The organism is Amycolatopsis lexingtonensis (assembly GCF_014873755.1).
Classification (GTDB): Bacteria; Actinomycetota; Actinomycetes; order Mycobacteriales; family Pseudonocardiaceae; genus Amycolatopsis; species Amycolatopsis lexingtonensis.
In genome coordinates this window covers 2,912,531-2,927,032 of sequence record NZ_JADBEG010000001.1, presented here as the reverse complement: position 1 = coordinate 2,927,032, position 14,502 = coordinate 2,912,531, and the positions used below count along the sequence as shown (strand labels likewise).

Genomic DNA, 14,502 nt, shown 5'->3' with positions numbered 1-14,502 from the left:
CTCACCCGACCGGGAACGTGGTGCCGATGCCCATTCCGGTGATCCACTCGGGGACCGGTTCGTAGCTGGTCCACGTCAGGGGCGCGGCGATCGCGGCCTGGCCGATCAGCCAGCAGCGGACCTCGTGGCCGCCGCTGCCGGCCAGGGTTTCCAGCCGCTCGTGGCCCAGCGCGGCCACCGACCCGGGGTCGCCCGCGGTCAGGCGGTCGAGGAACCAGGCGTCCCACTGCGTGTTCACCCGCGCGGTGGGGTCGCCGGCCATGGCGCGGACGCGGGGTTCGCGGGCCGCCGCGAACGCGTGGATGTCCGCGCGGCCGTGGATGAGGGACTCACGGCGTTCGCCCGCCACCTCGCGGGGGTCGTTGGACGGGAGCCAGTGCGACAGGCCGCCGCTCGCCGCCACCAGGACGCGGCCGGGGAACTCGGCCGAGCGCAGCGCCTCGCCGAGCGCCCGGCCCAGCGCGAGACACCGGTCGAGGGAGGGCAGCGGGGGCGCCGCGGTGTTGACGACCAGCGGCACCAGCGGCAGCGTGGTGCCGCCGGTGAGCATCTCGTAGGTCTGGACGATGCCGTGGTCCACGGTGAGCGAGTACGACAGCGACACGTCGAACCCGGCGCCGGTCAGTCCGTTGTGGACGGACCAGGCGAGCGGGCCCGCGATCGGCAACGGGCCTTCGGTGCTGCCGAAGTCCCCGAAGCCGGCCGCGTGCTCGACGCCGAGGACGAACGGCGGCATCACGTCGTAGAAGTTGCCGTGGAAGTGGTCCGGGCCGATGACGACGATCGCGTCCGGCGCCAGCGCTGCCACCGCGCGGCGCACGACGGCGGCGTCGGCGAGGAACTTCGCGCCCGGGCCGCCTTCGGGCGGGGGCGGCAGCAGGGTCGCGAACGGGCTGTGGGACATGCCGGCGAACCCGATGAGCTCGGCCATCAGGACGGGTCCTCGCCGGTCAGCAGCCACCTGCGGTGGACGTCGAGGAATTCGCCGACCTTCTCCCACTGCGGCCAGTGGCCGGCGTCGTCGATGACGTGCAGCAGCGCGTCCGGCAGCCAGTCCAGCAGCAGCTCGGCCTCGTCGAGCCCGCCGGTGGGGTCGTGGCTGGTCCACAGCAGCAACGTCGGCGCGGTGACGCGCGAAACCCACGACGGATCCCACGCGAAATCCTTGCGCACCGCGGGGTCCTGCAGCACGAGCGTGTTGCCGATGGCCCGCACGAACCCCGGCCGCGAGTAGACCCGGCGGCGCAGGTTCACCAGCTCGTCGGTGACCATCTCCTTGTGGTGGAACAGGAACTCGACGCGGCGGCGGACCGTCTCGTCGCTCGGGTCGAGCACCGCGGCCATCGTGCTGTCCCGCATCTTGGCCATCACTTCGGGCTTGTTGGCGATGTTGCCGGGGGTGTTGAGCACCAGCCGGTCGACGCGGTCCGGGTGGTGGGCGGCGGTCCACGCGACCACCCAGCCCCCGAGCGACTCGCCGGACAGGTGCGCGCGCCCGATGCCGAGAGTGTCCAAAAGGGACACCAGGTGCGCCGAGAGGACGTCGATGGTGTACGGCCGGTCCGGCAGGTCCGACCAGCCGTGGCCGACCATGTCGTAGACCGTGACGCGGAAGTCGCGCGCCAGCCCGGCCAGGTCGCGGGCGTAGGCCTCGAGGTGGCCGCCGGTGCCGTGCAGCAGGACCAGGTCCGGCCCGGCGCCGGCTTGCAGGACGCGGGTGCGCACCGGCTGCCCGTCCAGCGGCACGTCGAGGTAGCGCAGGGTGTGCTCGAGTTCGCCCAGCTCGCCCCAGATCCCGACGTGGTCGGGGATCGGCGGGGCGGCGCGTTCGGTGGTGCTCACTGGTCCTCCCGGTGGCGGGCTTCGGCCATGGTCGCCAGGCCCGCGCTCTGGCGGCGGCCGAGCCCGAACAGGCCGAGCAGCCGCGAGTTTTCGATGGTCAGGAACTCGACCGGGTGCTCGGCCGAGTCGTTGTAGTGGCGGTGCCAGGTCCACGGCGGGGTGTAGACGAACGACCCCGTCGTCCACGTGACGGTCTCGTCCTCGATTTCGCTGTGCCCGTCGCCCGAGAGGACGAAGTGGACGGTCTCGTGGTGGTGGCGCTGCATGTCCGAGCTCGCACCGGCCGGGATGACCTGCCGGAACAGCTCGAACGTCGTGGTCGGCAGCTTCCCGGCGATCCGCAGCGACGTCGGGTTCGGGACGGCGCCGGGCGGGATCTCCTCCAGTTCGCCGTCGTGCACGACGAGCGGGCGCTGCTCGCCGGGGCGGACGGTGTGGCCGATGCTCGCGAGGAAGTCGGGCATCGCGAAGCCGGGTCCGGACGTGGTCATGGGCGCACCTTTCAGGCTGGGCATTCCGTGCGGCCGCCGTCGACCGTCAGCACCGTCCCGTTGACGTACCCCGCCTCGGGGGATGCCAGGAACGCCACCGCGGCCGCGACCTCGCGGGGTGCCGCGGCCCGCCCGGCCGGGATGGCGGCGAGGTCCTCGGCCAGCGCCGTGGCGACGTCGACGCCGGCCGCGCCGGCCCGGGAGCGCACCACTTCGAGGCGCCGCTCGGTGAGCGTCGCACCGACCGCGACGCAGTTGACGGTGACGCCCCGGTCGGCGTACTCGAGCGCGGCCAGCTTCGCCGCCGACGTCGTCGCCGAGCGCAGCACGGTCGACGCGGCCAGGCCGGGTTGCGGCTGGCGCACCGCCGTCGAGGTGAGCACGACGACGCGGCCGTACCCGCGCTCGGCCATGGCGGGCAGCGCGGCCCGCATCAGGGAGAGCGGGCCGAGGACCAGCAGGTCGAGGTCGTGGTGCCACTGTGCGGCGGGGACGTCGAAGACTGTGCCCGGCGCCGGCCCGCCCGCGTTGGCCACGACGACGTCGAGCGAGCCGTGCCGCTCGCGCACGTGGTCCACGGCGGCCGCCGCCGCGGCCGGGTCCCCGAGGTCGCAGACGACGTAATCGGCGCCGGGACCGAGCTCGAGCGCGGTTTCGGTGAGGGTGGTCTCCGTGCGCCCGGCGAGGACCACGCAGTGGCCGCTCGCGTGCAGCGTGGCCGCGCAGGCCGAGCCGATGCCGCCGGCGCCGCCGCCGACGAGAGCCACGCGGCGGCGGTTCGCGAAGGTCTGGTTGCTCTCCATGATGTGCCCTACATTCGGCGCATGACCCCCGGTGACCAAGGATGAGTCCCACTGCCCGGGACTCCGGCGCGCTCGAACGGGCCGCCGCGCTGCTGGACGCCTTCGACGTGACGCACCGCGAGCTCACCCTCGCCCGGCTCGTCGAGCGCTCGGGCCTGCCGCGCTCGACCGTGCACCGCACCGCGGCCCGGATGATCGAGCTCGGCTGGCTGGACAAGCCGGGGGAGAAGTACCGGATCGGTACCCGCCTGTTCGAGCTGTCCGGGCTGGTGCCGGTGCGCCACGAACTTCGTGAGGCGGTGCTGCCGTACCTGCAGGACCTTTACGCCGCGGCGAAGACGACCGTGCAGCTCGGCGTGCTGGAGGGCACGCGGATCCTGGTCGTCGAGAAGATCAGCGGGCACCGGCCGCTGCCGATGCTCGACCAGGTCGGCGGCTTCATCCCGGCGCACTGCTCGGGCATCGGCCGGGCGATCCTCGCCTGGGCGGACGCGGAAACGGTCGCGGCGGTGGTGGCGGCCGGGCTGACCCGGCGCACCCCGCGCACCATCACCACCGCGGATGCGCTGGAACGCGAGCTGGCCGTCGTCCACGAGCAGGGCTGGGCTTACGACCGCGAAGAGGGCAACGTCGGCATCAGCTGCGTGGCGGCGCCGATCTTCGACTTCACCGGCGGGGTCACGGCCGCCCTGTCGGTCACCGGCCCGAGCGCCGCGGTGCAGCCCGACCGGATCGGGCCGGCGGTGCGGATGGCGGCCGCGGCGGCCAGCCGCGCCTACTCCGCCCGGCGCTGGGCGGTGCCCCGCGCGGAGCTGCCGTCCCAGTGAGCAGGACTCCCGGTTGGCCCGCGGCGGCTCGCTGATGAACGCTGTGCGCACGCCGAGCCGGGCACCCGTCCCGACGGCCTCGACGAGGAGGAGCAGGGCATGCGCGTCGCGATCATCGGGGCCGGGCTCGCCGGGCTGACCACGGCCAAGGTGCTGCGGCAGGCCGGGCACGACGTCGAGGTGTTCGACAAGGCACCGGACGTCGGCGGGGTGTGGAGCCGGACCCGGCGCTACCCGGGGCTGACGACGCAGAGCCCGAAGGCGCAGTACTCCTTTTCGGACTTCCCGATGCCGCGCGAGTTCCCGGAATGGCCGTCCGGCGCGCAGATCCAGGAGTACCTCGCGGCCTACGCCGACGAGTACGGCGTCACGCCGCACCTGCGGCTGGGCACCGAAGTCACGTCGGTGGTGCCCGACGGCGGCCGGTGGGTGGTGACCACCGCGGCGCAGGGGGCCGCGGGGTTCGACCGGGTGGTGGTCGCGAACGGCGTGTTCTGCGAGCCCGCGCTCCCGGACTACCCGGGCCGCGCGGAGTTCGAGGCGGCCGGCGGGCGGCTGCTGGCCGGCTCGGACTTCCACGACGTCGAGGAAGCGCGCGGCGAGCACGTGCTGGTCGTCGGCTACGGCAAGTCCGCCTGTGACGTGACCGTCGCGATCAGCGGCGTCGCCGCGAGCACCGACGTCATCGCCCGGCAGTTGCTGTGGAAGGTGCCGCGCAAGATCGCCGGCGTGCTCAACTTCAAGATGCTGCTGCTGACCCGGCTGGGCGAGGCGCTGTTCCGCTACCGGTGGCTGCGCGGCTTCGAAAAGTTCCTGCACGGCCCGGGAAACCGGCTGCGGCGGGCGATGCTGAACTCCATCGGGTCGGTGTCGGTGCGGCAGTTCGGCCTCGCCCGGCACGACCTGGTGCCGCGCGGGCGGATGGAGGACATCGTCAAGAACGCGATCGGGCTGGCCACCGAAGGCTTCTTCGAAGGCGTCGCCGACGGCTCGATCCGGGTCCACCGCGACCAGGTGATCAAGCGGCTCGCCGCCGACGGCGGCCACCCGGTGGCGCACCTGGCCGACGGCACGGTGCTGCGCGCCGATCTCGTCGTCTGCGCCACCGGGTTCACCCAGGGCGTGCCGTTCCTGCCCGCGCCCGTCCAGGAGCGGCTCTTCGACGAACGGCGGAACTTCCTGCTGTACCGGCAGATCCAGCCGATCGGCGTGCCGGGGCTGTACTTCAACGGCTACAACTCGTCGTTCTTCAGCCCGCTCAACGCCGAGGTGGCGGCGCTGTGGATCGCGGCCGACCTGGCCGGCGCGCTGACCCTGCCGGACGAGGCGGCGCGCCGCGAAGACGTCGTCGCCCAGCTCGCCTTCCTGGACGTCGCGACCGCGGCGCACCACTGCCGCGGCACGAAGATCATCCCGTTCTCCATCCACAACGTCGACGAGGTGCTCGGCGACCTCGGCGTCCAGCTCGGCCGGTTCACCCGCTTCACGCACTGGCTGAACCCGGTCGCGCCGTCGGCGTACCGCTCGCTGACGCCGAAGCTGCTGGCCCGGCTGCAAAGCACTCCCGAACCCGCGAAAGCCCCGCTGTAGAAAGGAGTCCGAAATGGACACCGTGACGACCGGCGTGATCCGCCCCGGCGACGGGACGAACCTCGGCGCGATCGGGCTGGGCATCCACGCCCGGCTCACCGGCGCCGACACGAACGGCGCGTACTCGCTGTTCGAATACGTCGTGCCGCCGGGCCTCGGCGGCCCGCCGACCCACGTCCACAGCCGCGAGGACGAGCTGTTCACGTGTGTCCAGGGGCGCGTCGAGGTCGAGTTGGACGGCGTCCGGCACGTGCTCGGCCCGGGTGACTCGCTGCTGATGCCGCGCGGGGTGCCGCACGTGTTCCGCAACCCGTTCGACGAGGAGACCCGCATCATCGCCGTGGTTTCCCCGCCGGGGCTGGAAAACTACTACCAGGAGCTGTCCGAACTGCCGCCCGGGCGGGACATGAAGCTGGTCGCGGAAGTGATGACCCGCTACGGCCTGAGCTTGCAGAAGTGAACCACGAGCGGATGGTCCGCGAGATGTGCGCGGCCGTCGACGCGGGCGACGCGGAGGCCTTCGCGTCGTGGTTCGCCGACGACGCCACCTACGTGTTCGGCAACGCCGAGCCGCTCATCGGGCGCGCCGCGATCACCGCGGCGACGGCCGGGGCGGCCGGCGCCCTGCCGTGGGTCCGCCACGTCGTCGACCAGGTCGCGGTGGTGGGGGAGGACCAGCTGTTCTGCCGCTTCACGATCGAAACCGAGTCACCGGCGGGCCAGCCGCTGGCCCTGCCGTGCGTGACGGTGATGTGGCTCGAGGAGGAGCGGATCGTCGACTACCGCGTCCACCTGGACCTCAGCCCGGCGCTGACCGGCTGAGCACGGGCTCCCGCGCCCCGCCGCGTTCGGCGCCGACGCCGGCCACCACCACGAAGAGGACCCCGGCCACCGCGCCGGGGTTCGGGACCTGGTGCAGCACGGCGAACCCGATCGTCAGCGCGATGGCCGGCTCCAGGCTCATCAACGTGCCGAACGCCGAGGCGTTCAGCCGGCGCAGGGCAAGCATCTCCAGGCTGAACGGGATCACCGGCAGCAGGATCGCGAGCCCGAGGCCGATGAGCAGCAGCTCCCACGTCAGGTGCCCGAAGGCGCCCGGGCCGAAGGCGAGCGTCGCCACGATCCCCGCCACCGGCATCGACACGGCCAGCCCGCGCACGCCCGCCACTTCGTCGCCGACCCGCTGCGTCAGCAGGATGTAGCCCGCCCAGCACACCGCGGACGCGAGCGCGTAGCCGACGCCGAGCGGGTCGGCGCCGCCCCGCCACGGTTCGGTCAGCAGGAGCACGCCGACCGCGGCGAGGACGGGCCACAGCTTCTTGCCGCCGCGCCCGCGTGTGACGGCGACCGTGAGCGGCCCGAGGAACTCCAGCGCGCTCGCCGTGCCCAGCGGCAGCAGGGCGACCGCCTGCATGAACAGCATGGTCATGCCCGCGGTGACCACGCCGAGGCCGCAGCAGGCGAGGAAGGTGCTCCGCCGGAACGACGACGGCCGCGGCCGGACCAGGACCAGCAACAGGACACCGGCCCACGCCAGGCGGAGCCACGCCGCTCCTTCGGGGCCGAGGCGGTCGAACAGGCCGACGGACACGGCGAGCCCGAGCTGGACGCAGAGCATGGCGGCGACCGCGAAGGCCGTGCCGGTACGGGTGGAGGAGCGCACGTGCCGAGCAAAGCCCATCCCACCGTTCACGTCCACGTGCCGATCGTGGACGTACCGTTCGCGAATCGTGGACAATCGCTGGATGGACACCCGCAGGCTGCAGTTCCTCCTCGAGCTGTCCCGCCACGGCTCGATGCGCGCCGTCGCGGATGTGCTCGGCACCACGACGTCCACGGTCTCGCAGCAGATCGCCACGCTGGCGAAGGAAACCGGGGCGCCGCTGCTCGAACCGGACGGCCGCCGCGTGCGGCTCACCCCCGCGGGACGGCGGCTGGCCGAGCACGCCGTGACGATCCTCGCTGCGGTCGAGGCCGCGCGCGCCGCACTGGACCCCGGCGCCGAACCGGCCGGGACCGTCCGCGTCGCCGGGTTCGCCACGGCGATCCGGCGCTCCGTGCTGCCGGCGGCGGCCGCGCTCGCCGAGCACCACCCGCGGGTCAAGTTGCGGATCAGCGAGTACGAACCGGCTGAAGCCTTCGCGGCCTTGCTGGCCGACGACATCGACCTCGCGCTCACCTACGACTACGACCTCGCCCCGGCGAGCGTGGACCCCGCGCTCACGGTCAGTCCACTGTGGACCGCGCACTGGGGCCTCGCCGTCCCGGCGGCCGACGCCGGGCTCGCCCGCGCCGGCGGCACGGTGGCGGCGTTCGAGGCGTTCCGCGACCACGACTGGATCGTCAACTCCCGCAACACCGCCGACGAGGACGTCGTCCGCAGGCTGGCGTCGACGTTCACCCCGCGCGTGACCCACCGCGCGGACAGCCTGGAGCTGGTGGAGGACCTGATCGCGACCGGGCCGGCCCCGGCGGTCGGCTTGCTGCCCGCGGGCCGGGCGGTGAAGCCCGGCGTCGCGTTGCTGCCACTGGCCGGGCCGGACGTTCGGCAGCGGGCGTTCGCCTGCACCCGGCGCGGGCGGGAGGTGTGGCCGCCGCTGGCGCTGGTGCTGGGGTTGCTGGCGCGCTGACGCGGCCTTGTGGTGCGAACACCCCACAGTGTGGTGCTCACTGCCGCATTAGCGTGCGGGGCAGTGAATCGCGGACGTCCGAAAGGTGTTCCTGCCATGCGCATTCGTCTGGTGCTGTCCCTGTTCGCGCTGATGGCCGCGTGCGGCACGGCGGCGGCCGCCCCGGTCGCGGCCGACCAAGGATCGGCGATGGTCGCCGCCGACGCCTGTTACTCCTGGGGGCGCACGCTGGCGCAAGGGGCGTCCGGTGAAGACGTCCGGCAGCTGCAGATCCGGGTCGCCGGTTACCCGGGCTACGGCGGGGTCCTGGCCCTCGACGGCCAGTTCGGGCCGGGGACCAAGGCCGCGGTCACCCGCTTCCAGCAGGCCTACGGCCTCGCCGCGGACGGCATCGCCGGCCCGGCGACGTTCGGCAAGATCTACCAGCTGCAGGACGACGACTGCACGCCGGTCAACTTCACCTACGCGGAACTGAACCGCTGCAACTCGGACTGGTCGGGCGGCAACGTCCCCGCCGCGACGGCCAAGGCCAACGCGCTGGTGTCGATGTGGAAGCTGCAGGCCATGCGGCACGCGATGGGCGACCGCCCGATCGTGGTCAACGGCGGTTTCCGCAGTGTGGCCTGCAACAACGCGGTCGGTGGCGCGGCCGCCAGCAGGCATCTTTACGGGGACGCCGTCGATCTCGGGGCCGGGGTGCAGGGCTTCTGCGCGCTGGCGCGGGAGGCGCGGAACCACGGGTTCAGCGAGATCCTCGGGCCGGGGTACCCGGGCCACAGCGACCACACGCACGTGGCTCACCGCTCGACCCGCTTCTGGTCGGCGTCCTCCTGCGGGATCTGACGCCGGCCCGGCACCGGAAGCGCCCATCGGGCTTCCGGTGCCGGGTGTGCCTCAGCGGCGCACCAGTTCGACGACCGGGATCAGCCGGTCGACGTTGGCCTGGTATTCGCCGAACTGCGGGCGCTTCTCGACGTTCTTGGCGTAGATCTCGTCCCGCTCGGGGCCCTTGATCTCCGTCGCCCGCACGGGGAACGTCTCGTCGCCGAACTCGACGGTCACGTCGGGGTGGGCCATCAGGTTGTAGTACCACCCCGGGTTCTCCGGCAGGCCGGCCTTGCTGGCGAAGACGAACAGGCGCTCGCCCTCGGCGTAGCAGGCCAGCGGGGAGACGCGCTCGACGCCCGACTTGGCGCCGAAGTGGTGCACCAGGATCAGGGTTTCCCCGGCGAACCCACCGCTGAGCTCGCCGCCGTTGGCGCGGTACTCGTCGATGACTTTGGCGTTGATCTCGTCAAAATCGGGCATGGTTCCCTTTCTCCGTCACCGCACACTTTGCCGTCCCCGCCAGCCTATCGGGGGCCGGCGGGATTTCAGGCGGCTGTTTCGGCCGTGGCGGTCAAGACCGCACGACCGAGGATGTGGCCCGCCATCGTGAAGCCCAGGACGGCCGGGGTGGTGTCCGCCGGGACGCCGATGGCGTCGACGTCGAGGGCGTGCACCACGACGAAGTAGCGGTGCGGTCCGTGCCCCGCGGGCGGGGCGGCGCCCAGGTAGCGGGGCGCGCGGGCATCGTTGGGCAGCTGGAAAGCGCCCTCCGGCAGGCCCGAGCCGGTGTCGTCGCCGGCGCCCTCCGGCAGTTCCGCGACGGTCGTCGGAATGTCGGCGACCGCCCAGTGCCAGAACCCGGAGCCGGTGGGGGCGTCGGGGTCGTAGACGGTGACGGCGAAGCTCTTGGTGCCTTCCGGCGCGCCGCTCCAGCTCAGCTGCGGGGAGCGGTCTTCGCCGCCCGGGACCCCCGACGAGAACTGCGCGCGAGGCCAGGCGCCGCCGTCGGCGACCGTGGTGCTGGTGACGGAGAAAGCGGCGGCTTCGGGGAGGCGGGCGAACGGGTCGTTGACGGTCATCGATGTCCTTCCAGGTACTCAGTTCATCGACGATCATACAGATAATCGATTATTAACCGCAACATCTATGCTCTGGCCATGGGTCAGATGCTGTCGGAGCAGGTCTACGCACACTTGCGGGACGCGATCATGCGCGGGGACTACGCCCCCGGCGAGGCGCTCAAGCCGCAGGACCTCGCCCGGGACCAGGGCGTGAGCCTGGCCGTCGTGCGCGAGGCGCTCGTGCGGGTGGTCGGGGAGGGCCTGGCCGACCGGCTGCCCAACCGCGGCTTCGCCGTCCCGGCGGTCTCCGACCGGCGCTGGCAGGAGATCACGGAGGCGCGCCGGACGGTCGAGCCGGTGGTGCTGCGCCTGTCGGTGGAGCGCGGCGACGTCGACTGGGAGGCCCGCGTGCGCGCCGCGCACCATCGCCTGGCCCGCACGGAGCCGTACGCGCCGGAGGAAGGCGAGCACTACAGCGGCGCCTGGTCCGAAGCCCACCGGGTCTTCCACCGCACCCTGCTGGAGGGCTGCGGCAACGCGGCCCTGCTAGAGACCTTCGACCGCATGTGGGCCGCGAGCGAACTCGCCCGCCGCTGGTCGGCCCGCCGCGCCCCCGACCGGGACGCCGTCGGCGAGCACCGCGGCCTGGAGGAGGCGGCCCTGAGCCGGGACGCCGACGCGGCGGCCGAGCTGCTCGCCCGCCACCTCACCCTGACCGCGGCCGCCCTCGACGGCTGATTCTCGTTCAGCCGGTGAACGCGGGGTGGTACTGGGGCCGGAGGGCCGCGCGCAGGACGGCGACCGGGGTCACGACGACTGCCAGCCGCACCGCGGCGGAGCCCGTGGTTCCCCGCGACACGACCACTTTCGCCACCGTCACCTCGGCCGCGTACAGCACGACCCCGGTGTCCGCGGCGGGCGCCGGGCTGGTGAACATTCCCGCGGCCAGCAGCGAAACGCCCGCGAGCGCCGCCGCCGGGTTCACCGGGCTTCTTCGTCCCGCGGCCGCACGTGCTCGGCCTCGGCCGTCCGCCCGCCGTGGTGCGGTGCCGCCACGGCGGGCGCGACGCGCGTGCGCCTCGGGACGTCGTCGGCTCGGTGCACGTTCCCCTCTTTCGAAAGTGCGGAACCGGCCCCCCAGAGCCGGTTCCGGGCGTGATCAGCTTCGCGGGCCGCACGCCCGGCGCAGTAGGGGAAACACCCCCGGATTCCCGCCGCCGCGAACGGAACCGATGACTCGAACGGCCCAATCCGGTCCGCCGGGTGCTGGCCAACCAGGGCCGGTTCCGGCAAGATGTCCACACATCGCGAACCCAGGGGAGGGGTCTCACGTGGAACTCGACAACGTGTCCGTGGACGAAGTCATCGGCGATGTGCGGTTGCCCGCCGTGAACACGACCGGCGAACGGAACGCCGCCTTGAACGGGCGCAAGCCGCGCGTGGACGCCGACACGCTGAGCCTCTACTGCGACGGCAACCCCTCGGCCCGGGGTCTCTGCTAGCCCGGCCGCTCGGGGACGCGGGTGCTGCTGAGAGCACCGGAGCTGGTCGGCAGGCAGCGCGAGCTCCGGCGCCTGCGTGAAGCGTGGGACCGGACCCGGAGTGGTTCCGGCGAGCTCGCGCTCGTGCTCGGCGAGGCCGGGATCGGCAAGTCCCGGCTGGCCGACGAACTCGCGGACACCGCCGCGGCCGGGGGTGCCCGGGTGCTTCGCGGCCGGCGCGGCTCGGTCGGGCCGCCGGTGCCCTACCGCCTCCTGACCGAGGCCCTGCTGTCGCTGGCGCGCTCGGCTGCGGACGTCCTGACCGCCGAGCTCGATCCCTACCTGCCCGCGCTCGGCGCGCTCGTGCCGGATTGGTGGCGGGAAAGCCATCAGGGCTACCAGCTTTCGCCGCTGACCGTGGCCGAAGCGGCCCTGCGGCTGCTCACCGTCGTCGGCCGGGACACGGGATGCGTGCTGCTGCTCGACGACCTCCACGACGCCGACGCCGAGTCGCTGTTCGTCCTCGACTACCTGGCCGGATCACTGGCCGGGACCCGGGTCCTCGTGGTGGCGACGGCGCGGCACGACTCGCCCGCGACGCTCCGGATGGCTTCGGCCGCGGCGCAACGCGGTCGCTGCACCGTCCTCGAACTCTCGTGGCTCGGCCGGGCGGACGTCCACGAGATGGTCGCCGGCTGCCTCGGCACCGCGGTGCCGGACGTCCCCGACGAGGTCGCCGACTGCCTGTTCCGGCTCAGCGCCGGCCACCCGCTCACGGTCGAAGAACTGCTGTACCAGATGGTCCGCGACGACGTGCTCACCGAAGTCGGCGGGCACTGGCGCGTCGCCGAGGTGCTCCCGGTCGTGCCGGCCGCGCTGAGCGCCGGCCTCGCCAGGCGCGTGGAGCAACTGGACGCCGGCGCGCGGAGCGTGCTGTCCCATGCGGCCGTGCTCGGTCTCCGGTTTTCGCTCGAGGTCGCCTGCCGCGCGGCGGACGCCGACGAGCGGACCACCCTCGCGTTCGTCCGCTCGGCGATCGCCGGTCAGCTGATCGAACCCGAAGCCGGGGCCGCCGGCTGGTACTCCTTCCGGCACGCGCTCACCGTCGACGCGCTGCGGTCCCTGCACGATCCGGTGACCCTCGCCCGGCTGGCCGGGCGCGCCGCCGACGCCGTGGCAGCGGTGCACCCCGGGCTGCCCGGCGACTGGTGCCCGCTCGCCGCCGCACTCCGGTTGGCCGCCGGGGACGAGCCGGCGGCCGGCCGGCTCTTCGCGCGAGCGGGCAACGCGGCCTTCGCCCGCGGCGGCGCGGACACCGCCGTGGACCTGCTCACCAAGGCCGACGCCCTGCTGCTCGGCGATCCCGACCTCGACCTGCGCGGCGAAGTGCTGGAAGCGCTGGTCCTCGCCTTGGGTGAAGCCGGGCAGTTCGACCGCGCGGCTTCGCTCGCCCCGCGGTTCGTCGAGCTGGGCACGTCCGAACGCGCCATCGCCCTGCACGTCGGCCTCGCCTGGGCCGCCTACCTCGGCGGCCGGTTCGAGACCGCCGCGACCGAGGTGGCCGCCGCGCGCGAACTGGCGGGTGGCTCGCCGCCCGGGGCGGCCCGGGCCGCCATCGACGCCGTGGAGGCGAACGTGCTGGTCGAGCTGGACGGGACCGAGCGCATCGGCACGGCGCACCGGCTGGCCCACCGCGCGCTTTCCCACGCCGAAAGCCACGACGAGCCGGTCATCGCGTGCCAGGCGTTGCTCGCGCTCGCCTGCGTGGCCCGCGAAGAATCGCTGGACGAAGCCGAAGCGTTTTACGAACGCGCGCGGGCCCTGACCGAGCGGCACCGCCTGCCGGCCTGGCGGGCGCACGTGCTGCTGCGGCTGGGTGGGCACCGGATCGTCTTCGGCGGCGACGTGCACGTCCTCGAGCTCGCGCGCCAGGAGGCCGCGCAGACCGGCGCCGTCACCGTGGGCCTGATGGCCGACGCGATCCTCCTGTTCTACGGCCGGGTGCTGCGCGGGGACTTCGACGGCACCGACGGCCTGCTCGGCGAAGACGTCCGCACCGCGGCGCGGTTCCAGCTCGTGGACCTGGTGCGCTACCTGCACGCCATCCGCGCGGTCTCGGCCGCCCACCAGGGCGACCGGCGGGGCATGGAGCAGGCGATCGAAGACTTCCTGGGCAGTGGCGGCGACGGCCAGGCCGAGCTGGCGCTGGTCCTCGGCCTGGCCCGGGCGTTCTGCGCGCTGCTCGAAGAGGACCGCGACCGCGCCGTCCGGGACCTGACCGCCGCGGCCGGCTGCCTCGACCGGTTTCCCGGGGCGTTCCCGCTGGCCGGTCCCCGGGGCGTGGCGTTGCTCCTGCGTGCGCTCGACGGTGAGGTGACGTTGCGGGAGGTGCGGGAGCAGGCTTCCCATGCCGACAGCCGCCTGCGCTGGAACCGCCAGTTCAGCTGCTTCGCCGAGGCGGTCCTGCTCGGGCGGCAAGGGGACGGCGAAGCGGCCGCCGCGGCTTTCGCCGAAGCGCTCCGGGCGTCCGAACCCTTCCCGGTGGCCCGGCACCTCGGCTGCCGCCTGGCCGCCGAAGCCGCCATCGCCGACGGCTGGGGCGACCCGGTCGGCCCGCTGCGTGCCGCGGAGGCGTACTTCCACGACGCCGGGATCCACGCCGCGGCCCGCGCCTGCCGGGCGCTGCTGAGGTCCGCCGGGGCCCCGGTCGTGCAACGGCGGACCGGCTTCGAGCACCTGCCGGCGCAGCTGCGGCGGGCGCGCGTGACGACCCGGGAGTTCGACGTCCTGCGGTTGCTGTCGGAACGCCTCGGCAACCAGGAGATCGCCCGGCGGCTGCACATTTCGCCGAAGACCGTGGAGAAGCACGTGTCCAGCCTCAAGACGAAGACCAACCTCGACCGGTCGGAACTCTGCGCCTACGCCGACGGCTTCCGGGCCCGCTGACCG

General features: G+C 73.4%; 18 protein-coding genes. 9 read left to right on the top strand and 9 right to left on the bottom strand.

Features of this window, described 5'->3' with window-relative positions; genetic code table 11:
* Position 1: 1 nt before the first annotated feature.
* From H4696_RS13290 to H4696_RS13275, 4 genes are read right to left on the bottom strand one after another with little or no spacing between them, the layout of a single operon-like run.
* Positions 2–931, bottom strand: coding sequence for a DODA-type extradiol aromatic ring-opening family dioxygenase (locus H4696_RS13290; protein ID WP_086864648.1), 930 nt, complete (start codon positions 929–931; stop codon positions 2–4).
* Positions 931–1,842, bottom strand: a complete 912-nt coding sequence (locus tag H4696_RS13285; protein ID WP_249027227.1) for an alpha/beta fold hydrolase — start codon at positions 1,840–1,842, stop codon at positions 931–933. The genes H4696_RS13290 and H4696_RS13285 overlap by 1 nt, the downstream gene beginning before the upstream one ends.
* Positions 1,839–2,333 carry a cupin domain-containing protein gene (locus H4696_RS13280; protein WP_086864649.1) on the bottom strand — a complete coding sequence of 165 codons (495 nt, stop codon included), beginning with the start codon at positions 2,331–2,333 and terminating at the stop codon, positions 1,839–1,841. Before H4696_RS13280 ends, H4696_RS13285 begins: the two co-directional genes overlap by 4 nt.
* A gap of 11 nt (positions 2,334–2,344) precedes the next feature.
* Positions 2,345–3,136 (bottom strand): SDR family oxidoreductase, encoded by a 792-nt coding sequence (locus H4696_RS13275; RefSeq protein ID WP_086864650.1) that lies wholly within the window; start codon positions 3,134–3,136, stop codon positions 2,345–2,347.
* A 41-nt stretch (positions 3,137–3,177) separates the two neighbouring features.
* On the opposite strand from H4696_RS13275, the gene H4696_RS13270 reads away from it, so the two are divergent.
* The 4 genes from H4696_RS13270 (at position 3,178) to H4696_RS13255 (ending at position 6,375) form a co-directional block, all read left to right on the top strand.
* Positions 3,178–3,963 (top strand): IclR family transcriptional regulator, encoded by a 786-nt coding sequence (locus tag H4696_RS13270; RefSeq protein ID WP_192782288.1) that lies wholly within the window; start codon positions 3,178–3,180, stop codon positions 3,961–3,963.
* 99 nt (positions 3,964–4,062) lie between these two features.
* Entirely contained in the window at positions 4,063–5,553 is a 1,491-nt protein-coding gene (locus H4696_RS13265) for a flavin-containing monooxygenase (RefSeq protein ID WP_086864652.1), read from the top strand.
* Positions 5,554–5,566: 13 nt separating this feature from the next.
* Positions 5,567–6,013, top strand: coding sequence for a cupin domain-containing protein (locus H4696_RS13260; RefSeq protein WP_086864653.1), 447 nt, complete (start codon positions 5,567–5,569; stop codon positions 6,011–6,013).
* Positions 6,010–6,375 carry a nuclear transport factor 2 family protein gene (locus H4696_RS13255; RefSeq protein ID WP_086864654.1) on the top strand — a complete coding sequence of 122 codons (366 nt, stop codon included), beginning with the start codon at positions 6,010–6,012 and terminating at the stop codon, positions 6,373–6,375. Before H4696_RS13260 ends, H4696_RS13255 begins: the two co-directional genes overlap by 4 nt.
* Here the strand turns inward: H4696_RS13255 and H4696_RS13250 are convergent.
* Positions 6,353–7,216: an EamA family transporter gene (locus H4696_RS13250; protein ID WP_249027228.1), complete on the bottom strand. Its 864-nt coding sequence runs from the start codon at positions 7,214–7,216 to the stop codon at positions 6,353–6,355. The genes H4696_RS13255 and H4696_RS13250 overlap by 23 nt on opposite strands.
* A gap of 82 nt (positions 7,217–7,298) precedes the next feature.
* On the opposite strand from H4696_RS13250, the gene H4696_RS13245 reads away from it, so the two are divergent.
* Both H4696_RS13245 and H4696_RS13240 read left to right on the top strand, forming a co-directional pair.
* Positions 7,299–8,183: a LysR family transcriptional regulator gene (locus H4696_RS13245; protein ID WP_086864655.1), complete on the top strand. Its 885-nt coding sequence runs from the start codon at positions 7,299–7,301 to the stop codon at positions 8,181–8,183.
* A gap of 96 nt (positions 8,184–8,279) precedes the next feature.
* Positions 8,280–9,026, top strand: coding sequence for a D-Ala-D-Ala carboxypeptidase family metallohydrolase (locus H4696_RS13240; RefSeq protein WP_086864656.1), 747 nt, complete (start codon positions 8,280–8,282; stop codon positions 9,024–9,026).
* Positions 9,027–9,077: 51 nt separating this feature from the next.
* Here the strand turns inward: H4696_RS13240 and H4696_RS13235 are convergent, their stop codons facing one another.
* Positions 9,078–9,491: a nitroreductase/quinone reductase family protein gene (locus H4696_RS13235; RefSeq protein WP_086860536.1), complete on the bottom strand. Its 414-nt coding sequence runs from the start codon at positions 9,489–9,491 to the stop codon at positions 9,078–9,080.
* Positions 9,492–9,556: 65 nt separating this feature from the next.
* Positions 9,557–10,090 (bottom strand): YbhB/YbcL family Raf kinase inhibitor-like protein, encoded by a 534-nt coding sequence (locus H4696_RS13230; RefSeq protein WP_086860534.1) that lies wholly within the window; start codon positions 10,088–10,090, stop codon positions 9,557–9,559.
* An 87-nt stretch (positions 10,091–10,177) separates the two neighbouring features.
* Here H4696_RS13230 and H4696_RS13225 point away from each other — a divergent pair, with 87 nt between their 5' ends.
* Positions 10,178–10,810 carry a GntR family transcriptional regulator gene (locus H4696_RS13225; protein ID WP_086860540.1) on the top strand — a complete coding sequence of 211 codons (633 nt, stop codon included), beginning with the start codon at positions 10,178–10,180 and terminating at the stop codon, positions 10,808–10,810.
* A gap of 7 nt (positions 10,811–10,817) precedes the next feature.
* Here H4696_RS13225 and H4696_RS13220 read toward each other — a convergent pair whose 3' ends face one another.
* Positions 10,818–11,057: a hypothetical protein gene (locus H4696_RS13220; RefSeq protein ID WP_086860532.1), complete on the bottom strand. Its 240-nt coding sequence runs from the start codon at positions 11,055–11,057 to the stop codon at positions 10,818–10,820.
* Positions 11,054–11,176: a hypothetical protein gene (locus H4696_RS50780; RefSeq protein ID WP_264086322.1), complete on the bottom strand. Its 123-nt coding sequence runs from the start codon at positions 11,174–11,176 to the stop codon at positions 11,054–11,056. Before H4696_RS50780 ends, H4696_RS13220 begins: the two co-directional genes overlap by 4 nt.
* Positions 11,177–11,403: 227 nt before the next feature.
* Between H4696_RS50780 and H4696_RS13215 the strand changes: the two genes are divergently transcribed.
* Positions 11,404–11,574: a hypothetical protein gene (locus H4696_RS13215; RefSeq protein ID WP_158104310.1), complete on the top strand. Its 171-nt coding sequence runs from the start codon at positions 11,404–11,406 to the stop codon at positions 11,572–11,574.
* A 21-nt stretch (positions 11,575–11,595) separates the two neighbouring features.
* On the top strand, positions 11,596–14,499 hold the full coding sequence (locus tag H4696_RS50775) for a helix-turn-helix transcriptional regulator (protein ID WP_086860530.1): 2,904 nt from the start codon (positions 11,596–11,598) through the stop codon (positions 14,497–14,499).
* Positions 14,500–14,502 lie beyond the last annotated feature (3 nt).